Below are 10,538 nucleotides of genomic sequence, written 5' to 3'. Positions count from 1 at the left end.
AACCACACGGACACAACCAAATAGCTTTGCTAATCGGTATTTTTGTCCCGGTGTTGGATAGATACGATACTTAAATCTAGCTTTCATAATTCCTATCTAAACTAAACAGCACGATAACATATTTATTTAAAAAAAACAACTAAAAAGTCGCCCGCTTATGGGCGAGGCTTTAAACCCAATTTTTTGGTAAGTATAGCATTATTTTGGGGAAGTCGTTTTTTTATAAGTATTCAACCGCACATGATATGACTGGGATGATGGCTAGAAAATTAAAAAAATGTTAACTTTTTGATGTTTTAATTATTTGATTATACTCTTGCTCTTATCGGGTTTTAGTTTGGACCAATTGCGATCGCTAAAGCCATAAGTCCAACCAATAATTTTAATACTTAGAACGGCAGATTAATGCTATTACTCCAAGAAAAGCTGGAATTCATTAACACTATTGCCCATGAAGGCAAAGTAGTAGTTATTGCGACCGATGCTAACGGCAAGATTTTCTACACCATTAAGCAGGATGGCTTTGAAGACTCTTACCTCAATACTCCCGAAGACCAACGCACGGGATGGGAAGATTGGCAAGAACTGGAATTTCCTGATGAAGCAGAGGATGACCAGTCCGTAATAGACAAAGAAACCGCAGAATTAACTCATCAAGATGACCCCAATAAATTTATTCTGCGTTCTCGCTACAGAACTCTGAATGAATCTGCGGTTGCACCAGTACAATTAGTTTCTGGGATGGAACACATTTATGTTTTTCGTCAGTCGAAAGCTAATGCCACCGAAACTACTCCTAATACTTTATTAGTAGACCGTTTTGTCCTCGATGGCATGACTAATCAGCTAGTGCGGAAGTTAGATGTGCGGTTTAAACGCTCTCGGAAAAAATATCAACCCATTGAGAGCATGAGGAAAAAAGCAAATGGTGGGTTAGCAAATATTGACTCTTTGGACTTTCGAGATGCTGATGGCGAGCCATTTTATGAACCAACTACGGAATTGAGCCTAATTACAAATCTTGACAAAGGCTGGTTTTCCGTAGTCTTGTTACCAACTAACGAACATGAAAAATACCGTTGGCATATTTTTGCTTACAATTCTCAAACTCAGAAGATAGAGTTGACAACAATTGGCGCTTCTGAAGAGGGATTATTTGATATTAAGGACTATACAATATTAGAGCAGAAACGAGAAGCCAAGAATGCATTAGTACCTCGTTCTATTCCTGGGATTATTCATCGGACTTTAGATATTAATAACGTTGAGGTAGCTGACGGTTTTTCTGCCACCAAATACGATATCCAACGGGAGCAGCAAACCAGGGAAGGAATGCAGTTGTTGAAAAATGCCACCAAGATCATGTTGGCAATTCCCACAAAACAGGGAAATGTTGCAGCTTTGAGTTTTGCAGTAGCAGCAGATGGCACTTTGGCAGAGATTGATGAAAACCCAGACTCCCAGACTATTCTCAGGAGCAATAGTCGCGATCTATTGTTACCCTTAAATACCCTGGATGAAATTAAAGGAATAGGTGATTCCACACCACCGCCCCAGGGTACAATTACTGCAATAAATAGAGGAGATGAAGATACAGTTCAGATTACCTCTCCTGAAGCAGCGGATTTAATCACTGGTGACATTATTGAAATCACGGATACTCAAAGTTATGATGGCCATTATGTAGCTACTGCCATTGACGAAGATACCTTTGAAATTGAGACTAGCTATGTTGATGGAGACATTGGTCGTTGGGAAGTAGTGCCAGAAGCAGAAACAGGTTTAATTTTTGATGGTGCCATCACTGCTTTTGAAAGGGTAGAAAATCAAAGACTGAGAATAACAGCTTTTAATCATGGTCTGGAAGATGGGGATGAAGTTCAAATTATTAATACCAGTGACTATAATAGAACTTTAGCTATTCAGAAGCTTGACGTAGAAAATTTTGTTGTTAACGGTATTAGTTGGCAATCAGGGGAAGCAGTCAATCTGAAATTGAAATCCAGAAAGCGTCGGGGTGTGATGTTTAATGGTGGGGATCAGAAAATTGCTATTCCTGCTATCGAGTTAACGCCTCCATCTACAGAATTTGCTTTCGGTTATACGATTTCAGCTTGGGTTTATGTATCACAGACAGGTAGTGGAGAACAGATAATTGTTGGAGAAAAAGAACAACGCTTCCAACTATTGATTAATAATGGTACTGTAACTCTGAAAGCTAGAATAGGTAATAGTAATAAACAAGTCACTGATACAGCAACAATTCCCACAGGTCAATGGGTGCATTATGCTGGTGTGATTGCTTCTGATGGTGCAAGTAACAGTACAACCTTAACTCTTTGTAAGAATGGTCAGCAGTTAGGAACTCCTGGAGAATTTGCAGCATTACCCAATACACCAGAAAATTGGCAACCAGAATTTGAGATTGGCAAGTCTTTTGTTGGCAAAATTGCTGATGTACAAATTTGGGATAAAGTTCGTACTTCTCAGGAAATTAAAGACAGTATGTACCTACAGCTAACTGGACGAGAAGTAGATTTAGTAGGTTATTGGCGCTTAGGGGCGATTACTAAAGACAGAAAAGTAGTTGATTTCTCTGCCTATGGAAATGATGGGATAGTACATGGGGATGCTTTTGTGAGTGCTATTACTCTGAGTCGCACTTTAGGAGATAATACTACCCAAGTAGTTAAGTACAGCAATGATGATTTGGTGGCAGTTACTGCTGGGGCAACCTATGTAGAAACTTTTGAATTTAAGACCGATCCTCATGTTAACCCCAATAATGTCAATGGTAATAAATTGTTCAGTTTTTCCTATTGGGGTAAAACAAGTCGCAGTGCCGAGCAAAAGAAGACGTTTTCTGGAGCTGACAGTGACTTTGTGTCATTAGGTAATAACTGGTATCAAGCAACTTGTCGCGTTACTGTACCTTATACGGTAGCAATGATGCGTGCTTTTGAAATTGCTAATATTCAAGGTGGTTGGTCAACTTTAGAAATTCGCAAGCATCGCATTCAGTTAGTTTCCGATAGTATTACTGAGGTCAAATCTACCGATAGCGTTACTCTGACAACATTGGCAGATAGTCAAGCAGCATTACCATCCAAGTTGAAAGAACTTGAACAAAAAGAGCAAGAGGAAGCATTACTCCTCAAAGAAAAACGGGAACTAGAACAAAAAATTGCTAATTTGAATCTAGGAGATGTTGAAAGACAAGCAGCTATAAATGCTAAACAGAGTGAAATTTCTAATCAACAGACAATTATTAGCAATCTTGAAGCTCAAAAAAATCAACTGTTTAATACTTATCAATACGAGCAGAATAATAAATTAAACTACTGGTGTAAACTGGTTTGTCGAGAGAATGAAAATCTGATTGCTCGTATTTATACTGCATCGAAAGGACTTCTTCATGCTAATACGGGAGCTGATGGCAACCCTTATTACACGAATAACCGTTTTAAGTTTGTAGCAACGAGTAACGGGTATTATCGGATCGTATCACTTTATGAAAACAGAGCTTTGTATGGGAACTATAAAGAATTAGTATATGGCGGAACAAGTGACGGTAGCAAATATGAATGGAAACCAGAATCCTTATCAAATGGTTATTATTTGATTCGCCAACGGGCAAGTGGAGGAGTATTAGATCGTGGTGGCGGTGAGTATGACGTTTGTATTTGGTCAGAACATCAAAAATCTAACCAACAATGGAAAATTATCAAAATAGGAGGGGTAGCTACCAACAATATTTCTAATGCTCGTTCAGCTTATCAGAGAAAAGAAACTGAATGGAATCAGGCAAAACAACACTTAGTGAATCTTCAAAATGAACTGGCGCTCTTACAATTAGATAGTGGCCAGAAAAATACTACAAAAGCTCAACTAGAGGCTCGTTTACAGGAAGTCATTGCTGAACTTACTACTGTTCAGAGTTTATTGAATACATTAAACAATAACTTACTCAATGACATAATAAGTATTCAGGTAACACCACAAACTATGCCCGAAGTAGCTACAGATAACAAGGAGTTAGTTACTAAAGGAGCATTCCTAGGGTTTGCATCTGCGGCAAGTCGAGTAACAGCTATTGAAACTTGTGAAGGTAATGTGCAACTTAGCTATTTCGATCGTCAAGGACGAATGCGGTTGACAAATTATGATGCTACCTCTGACAGTCAAAATACAACTTTTGAACAGTGGGTTCCTGATGAACTTCCTGTTGCTCTGAAACTGTCTAATACTAACTCTAAAATTGAGCTGCTCAAGCCAATTTCTCTCCCAAATGAATGGACAATTGAGACTTGGTTTTCCTATCCACTACCGAATGCTCACAAATATTTTAGTCTAGAAGAGGTACTGGAACAACTGAACCGGGATTATCAATCTATTACCAATTTGATTCCTAACCGCTATGAGTTCAGTGATGGTGTTAGTGGAAATAGTATTTCTGATGGTGGCAGAGATATGTATGATGGTGGCAATCTCCTTGCTACTAATTTAGGGGGTTCAATTCCATACTCCAATAATACTATTATTAGTAGTCAATATGTAGGAGGAAATGGTCGATACTTCACGTGTAAATATCCAGGACTTTTTGTATTTATTGCCGATGTTGATGGAGTAAATAGTTTTGAGATTACAGGAAATCTTGGTGCAGACTCTCATGGTTCAGTTGATGGTATAGTCTTAAATACTGAAGTAGGTGGTGTGACTTTCTCTGGGTTTGTCAAGCGTGTTTATGGTACTACCGATCCATCCGTTAACCATCTTGTGATTGTAGAAAATAATGGCTCTGCTACTCACCAATTTTCTACAAACACCGATAACGATCAACATCTGGTCTCAAATATTTCAGGTACTAAGCGTATATACTACCTGCTCTATGCAGGAGGTACTACGGAAAAAATTGATGATGCTCAAACTCAGAGTATTATGAATGCCTTCTTGAATATCTGCGTGAGGTTAGTAGCATCAAGTCAGACCTTAATTACTACAGTTGATGGAGAGCGGATTGATGTTTTGACAGAGAATAATAATGCAAAATTAGGTATTGTTCTCCGAAATCAATTTTATGACAGTGGCTATAATCTAGAAGAATTGTCTGTTGGTTGGCATCACCTAACTGCTGTAGGTAAAGAATCAACAACAAAGTTCTATATTAATGGTAAAGAAGTTGCTGATGTCCAAAAAGCAATTCTGGAGGCAGAGACTGATGAAGACACGAGAAAACAACTCGAGCAAGAAAGCTTCAAAATTACTGGTTATTTCTCAACTATCGGTAATAGCGTATCAGGTTTCCAACAATTCGGTAAAATTTCCGAATACCGCATTTGGAACATTGCTTTGAGTGATGCAGAAATTGCAATTAATAGTAAAACCAGACTCAGTGGTAATGAGCCAGGATTAGTCGCTTACTATCCTCTGAATGAAGCCACAGGTACTGAAGTCAGAGACCTGACTGGCAGCGGTAACAATGGAACAGTATTTGGTGGTACTTGGTGGGCTTGTACTTCTCCCATTGGTAACTTAAGTCATCAAGTGATGGAGTTTAATGGCGAAGGTGATTATATCAGCCCTAACTCAAGTCTATTAAGCAACTTATCATCTTTCACTCTAGAAGGATGGATCAAACCAGCTTCCATACCTAACGCTAGTCTTTTTGGTCAAAACGATGTCATAGAATTTGGATTCGATAGTCAGAAACAATTAAAAGCATGGGTTAGTATCAACAGTTGGGTAGAAATATATTATTCATATCCTGTTAATGAATGGCATCATATTGCTTTGGTGGGTAATGGCAGTAAATTATCGCTCTATATTGATGGAGTCGAAAAAACTAGCGCCATCCATACAACTGTCAATAACTACGGTAGCTCTACAGACTCATTTCAAATTGGTGCTGGTGTATGGTCTGGGGGAACATTAGACCCATTCTCTGGTCAAATAGCCGAAGTCCGTGTCTGGAATCAAGCTCGCAGTGCAGAGGAAATCAAAGCTGATATGCACCAACGTCTGACAGGTCAAGAGTCAGGCTTACTTGCCTATTTCCCACTCAATGAAGTTATACCAGACGATTCAACAAAAAAAGTTCTCGACCTTAGCGGTAACGAGCATCATGGTACTGTCAATGGAGCAATGATTAAAGGTGATAATACCTTGCCCATTGGTAGCAATGCTGTAGTCAGTGCCGAATACAGCACTATTGGTATTGAAAAAATTACCAATAAAAAATATGCCATCATGAGACGTTTCCTAGCCACTCCCGCCCTCAATGGTGCTGAGTTATTGCCAGATAAGCGGATTGAAGAATTAGAACTGAAGTGGATAGGTAATGCTCAGTTTGCGCCTACCCTCTTAGGGTATATCGAAGGAGCGCCACCAGTACCGAGCGAAAACCTGAGTGTCAAGATAGACTACAACAATGCAACCTCTGTAGAAGTAGGTATGTCTGAAGATGTAGCATTTAGCTGGAATCGTTACCAAGAAGTTGGTTTAGGGGCATCAGTTAATCTGTTTATGGGAGCGAGCAATGTCTCATATGCTGGTTTTGGAGTGATGACAAAAGCATCAGATATACGAGCAGGTTTCAAAGGTAATCTTGACCTCAGTTACAATTTCTTGAATCAAACCAGTATTAGCTCTAGCTCATCCATAACTATGACCGATCGCTTGGAACTACGGGGTAACTATGAAAAAGGTATCCAATTTCCCCATTTAGGTCAGCGTTTTATACCCAAAAATGTCGGTTATGCTTTGGTGGTTTCGAGTTTAGCAGATGTGTTTATTACTCGCCTCAAACGCACGAAGAAAATGATTGGTTATCAAGTGCAACCTGTGGATGGTATTCCACCAGATATTAATACTATTACGTTCTTGATTAATCCAACTTATACTATGAACGGTAGCTTGGATGGGATGACAGGTTCTAGCGCTAGTAGCGATCGCTTCTTCCGCCATGTCCCGGAAATGCGGGATCAATATGGTTCTCTATATCCCGCTAGTTACTATCGTCTCCAGGAAGCTTACGACCTCAAACAAAAGATTGAGAATGAAGATAAACGGCGAGAGTCATATTTTGCTCAATTTAACGCACTGCTTGTGGATGAAGCATCCTTGGAACGAGAAGCAAGCAAAGGAGAAGCGCCATCAGAAATATCTCTGGAGCGGGAAGAAGATAAACCTGATGAGAATATGACTGAGGAGGAGAGAAAAGAGCAAGAAGCAGCAGAACAAAAACAGCGGGAAGAGGAAGCAAGGTCTGGTGCTTTGGAGCAGTCAGATGCTGCTCAACAGAAACAGGCAGAAATTAGCTCCAGAATTCAAGATCAGGATTCGAGAGTCCATGCCACAGATAGTTTTGCTGGTTGGCAACGGAAAATGGAAAGTATCCAAATTCGAGCTGGAAAGCGTAATATAGTTAACAATTACGTTTGGGATGCTGATGGCGGGTTGCGGACAGAGGCACAGAGTTTTGCTAATACTGCAGAACATACTATTGGTGGTTCATTCGATCTCTACGCCGGTTTAGGTTTAGAGGGTAACTTTGGTTTTTTTGGGGCGGCAGTTGAATTAACTGCTCAAGCTACTGTCAAGATGACCCAAACTATGACTAAAACTGAAAGTCGTAGCACAGGTTTTCAGTTATATGTGGATTTAAGTGGTGTAGAAAGCATTGGAGTTACCGATGCCGATGACTACCCTATTCGGCCAGGGGAAAAGGTAGACCGCTATCGCTTTATGAGTTTTTACCTGGAAGGTAGTACCAAAAACTTTAATGATTTCTTTGACTATGTAGTTGACCCCGAATGGCTTGCTAGTAACGATGAAGAAGCTCGTGCTTTGCGTCAAGCGAGGGGCAAAGCTAATAAAACTTGGCGAGTGCTACACCGAGTTACTTATGTAGAACGTCCAGCACTAATGGGCTTTGGTCGGGATATTCGTAAGCAACAAGATCCGGATCAAATAACTGCAGAAATCGTTAATTACTTTGATTCCCTAGAAGGGAAAAATCAAAGTATACAAGGTGAACTTGCAGATATTCGAGGTAAACTTACAGAGCTAAAATCTTTGCTGGAAAATCAATAGACATCTCGAAAAAAGAATGTAGGAACTTTCTATGGAAGGTTCCTACAAAACTTATCCACTACTATACCAAGAACGCCGAAAAAGTGTTAATGAATTTGAAGAATTAATTATTATGCAAACACGAAGTAGAAATCCTAAGAATTTTGCTAATCAACAAAAAGCTATAATAGGAGCAACCCATAAAAACCAGTTAGTTCATACAACTAAAAAAACTATAGTTAAACAAGCTTTCCAAGCTTTGTGGAAGAAAAAGGGACATAACGTCCCTCGTCAGAAACCATTTGCATTTCTACAAGACAGTAGAGGAATATGGTATTATGAAGGTCGGCCAGCATTTACTCAGAGAACACGCGATGATATACCAGTCAAGGTAGGAGACCATCGACGGCACATTATTCCTTCTCATTTACTTCTTGATGCTTTTACGGCATACATTAACGATAATCCCAAAACTATAGAAACTGATGTAGATACATTTATTAACAATAAAGGAATAAAGTATAGAGGAAACACCTTAGGTGATAAGTTAAGAGCTGTTTCCACATATCTTCAAAATAACCAAAAAAACTTGTTCCCAGAAAGTGGCGGGCAAAATATAGCGATCGGCTTTTTACCTAAAGATTTAAGAGACGTTTTGACACACTGTGATAATTACTTTAAATCTAACAAGCATCTCGCTACAGTCAACGATGACACTATATCGGAAATGAAGACTAAAGTAGGAGCTTTGAAGCAAAAGAGATATCCAACTCAAGATGCAAATGATGCGAAAAAGGAGATAATAGATGTATTATTACCGTTGATAAATGACATGAGCGGAGATGATTATGAGGACATAAAATCACTTTTTAAAGACTCAATTATTCCCTCAATGGAGTTAGACTTGAATAAGTCAGAAGATATGAAAAATCAGAATGAGAAGGTTATTGAAATCATGGGGGATCTGTACAAAGTAGAGAATCACGGGGGTTTAGATTTCTTCCAAATTATGGAGGATTTTCTGAATTTACCACAAAACTAAGTTAAAGATACAGAAATTGGCATTCTAGAAAGAGGACAAAAACGAATTTTTGACCCATTGTTATGGTGTGAATAGCGATCGCCTTCATCAAACTCCGGTTGAGACCATGAGTTTGTTTATTGCAGAGGGCGATCGCTCAACTTCATCGTGTCTCCGCCTCCCCGCGTCCCCGCGTCCCCGTGTCTATTGAGAATGAAACAGCCCTGGGGGACAAGGGGGGATGCCTTCTTCCCTCTTCCTTCTTCCTTCCTTAAAATATTAAACCCGTAATCATACCAGCCAATAATATAAAACCAATCCAAACATTTTGTCTAAATATCTGACCGTAGGGTTTTAAAATTTCCTCTTGCCGTAATTTTCCATATTGAATAGACCAGAAAACTGTAGCAATACCAAGAGCTATCCAAAAGCCAAAATGTAGCTCCATTTCTACTCCTAATACTCCCAATAAAACGGCAGTCAAAAAGAAAAATATAGCTACAGCATTAGCTGCATATTCACCAAAAAATAGAGCGCTCGAATTAACCCCTAAAAGTCGGTCATCCTCCCGATCGCTCATGGCATAAACCGTATCAAAACCCAAAGTCCAAACAATAGTAGCGCCCCACAAAATCCAGGTAGAAGTGTCCAACTCAGCTACTGCAGCACTCCAACTAATTAATACGGCAAAACCCCAAGCAATAGATAATACTAACTGAGGTACTGGAAAAAATCGCTTGGCCAGGGGATAACAAATAATTACCGGAATTGCTGCTACGGATAGCCAAAAACTGAGTCGGTTGAGATCAAGTGCTATAACTCCAGCACAGGCAAAAGCAATAATAGCAATGACAATACCTGTTTGAATAGTCAAAGCACGGGAGGCCAGGGGGCGATCGCGAGTTCTCTCCACTTCTGGGTCAATATCCCTGTCCCACAAATCGTTAATTACACAACCTGCTGCACTGGTGGCCAGAGTTCCTACAATAATTACTCCGACTAATGGTAAGGGTGGCATGGCATCAGTGGCCAAAAATATAGCCCATAGAGCAGGAATCATTAAAATTAAGCGTCCGGCTGGTTTATCCCATCTCAGAAGCTTGATTACTTTCATCAAGGTTGATTCTGATTGAGGAGGATGAGATTTGGTCAACATTGTTATGACTTTGGATTGTAGATTCTGGACATATTTATACCTTAAATGAAGGTATTTTGTCAAGGACAAATGGCCATTTTACATATTTTTGATCGTAATGACACAGATGACATTATTTAATCTAAAATTTAGGCAACTTGTTAAATTTGAACACATTTATAAAATATGGTTACATCAGTTCCTTTAGTAAAAATACCCTTGATATCGGAAAACCGAGAACGGATCTTGGCAGCGATAGATATGGGTCTATTTTGACTACTACTAAATGTAGAGAGTTAGTACCCATATCTA

At 39.4% G+C, this 10,538-nt stretch carries 5 protein-coding genes; 3 read left to right on the top strand and 2 right to left on the bottom strand.

Features of this window, described 5'->3' with window-relative positions; all coding sequences use genetic code 11:
• On the bottom strand, positions 1-87 hold an 87-nt coding region (locus F6K13_RS05390), incomplete at its 3' end, for a helix-turn-helix domain-containing protein (RefSeq protein ID WP_287286994.1).
• A gap of 318 nt (positions 88-405) precedes the next feature.
• On the opposite strand from F6K13_RS05390, the gene F6K13_RS05385 reads away from it, so the two are divergent.
• From F6K13_RS05385 to F6K13_RS05375, 3 genes are read left to right on the top strand one after another with little or no spacing between them, the layout of a single operon-like run.
• Positions 406-8,091 carry a LamG-like jellyroll fold domain-containing protein gene (locus tag F6K13_RS05385; RefSeq protein ID WP_124154947.1) on the top strand — a complete coding sequence of 2,562 codons (7,686 nt, stop codon included), beginning with the start codon at positions 406-408 and terminating at the stop codon, positions 8,089-8,091.
• 31 nt (positions 8,092-8,122) lie between these two features.
• On the top strand, positions 8,123-9,112 hold the full coding sequence (locus F6K13_RS05380; RefSeq protein WP_124145536.1) for a hypothetical protein: 990 nt from the start codon (positions 8,123-8,125) through the stop codon (positions 9,110-9,112).
• 49 nt (positions 9,113-9,161) lie between these two features.
• Entirely contained in the window at positions 9,162-9,302 is a 141-nt protein-coding gene (locus F6K13_RS05375; RefSeq protein ID WP_161564581.1) for a hypothetical protein, read from the top strand.
• 60 nt (positions 9,303-9,362) lie between these two features.
• Here F6K13_RS05375 and F6K13_RS05370 read toward each other — a convergent pair whose 3' ends face one another.
• Positions 9,363-10,247 (bottom strand): 4-hydroxybenzoate solanesyltransferase, encoded by an 885-nt coding sequence (locus tag F6K13_RS05370; RefSeq protein ID WP_124145537.1) that lies wholly within the window; start codon positions 10,245-10,247, stop codon positions 9,363-9,365.
• Positions 10,248-10,538 lie beyond the last annotated feature (291 nt).

The sequence above is a fragment of the Okeania sp. SIO2B9 genome, assembly GCF_010672505.1.
GTDB lineage: Bacteria > Cyanobacteriota > Cyanobacteriia > Cyanobacteriales > Microcoleaceae > Okeania > Okeania hirsuta.
This window is presented reverse-complemented; position numbering and strand designations above follow the sequence as displayed.

Coding starts and splice junctions, on each gene's coding strand:
- F6K13_RS05385 (WP_124154947.1), top strand. CDS start 406: ATGCTATTACTCCAAGAAAAGCTGGAATTCATTAACACTATTGCCCAT.
- F6K13_RS05380 (WP_124145536.1), top strand. CDS start 8,123: ATGGAAGGTTCCTACAAAACTTATCCACTACTATACCAAGAACGCCGA.
- F6K13_RS05370 (WP_124145537.1), bottom strand. CDS start 10,247: ATGTTGACCAAATCTCATCCTCCTCAATCAGAATCAACCTTGATGAAA.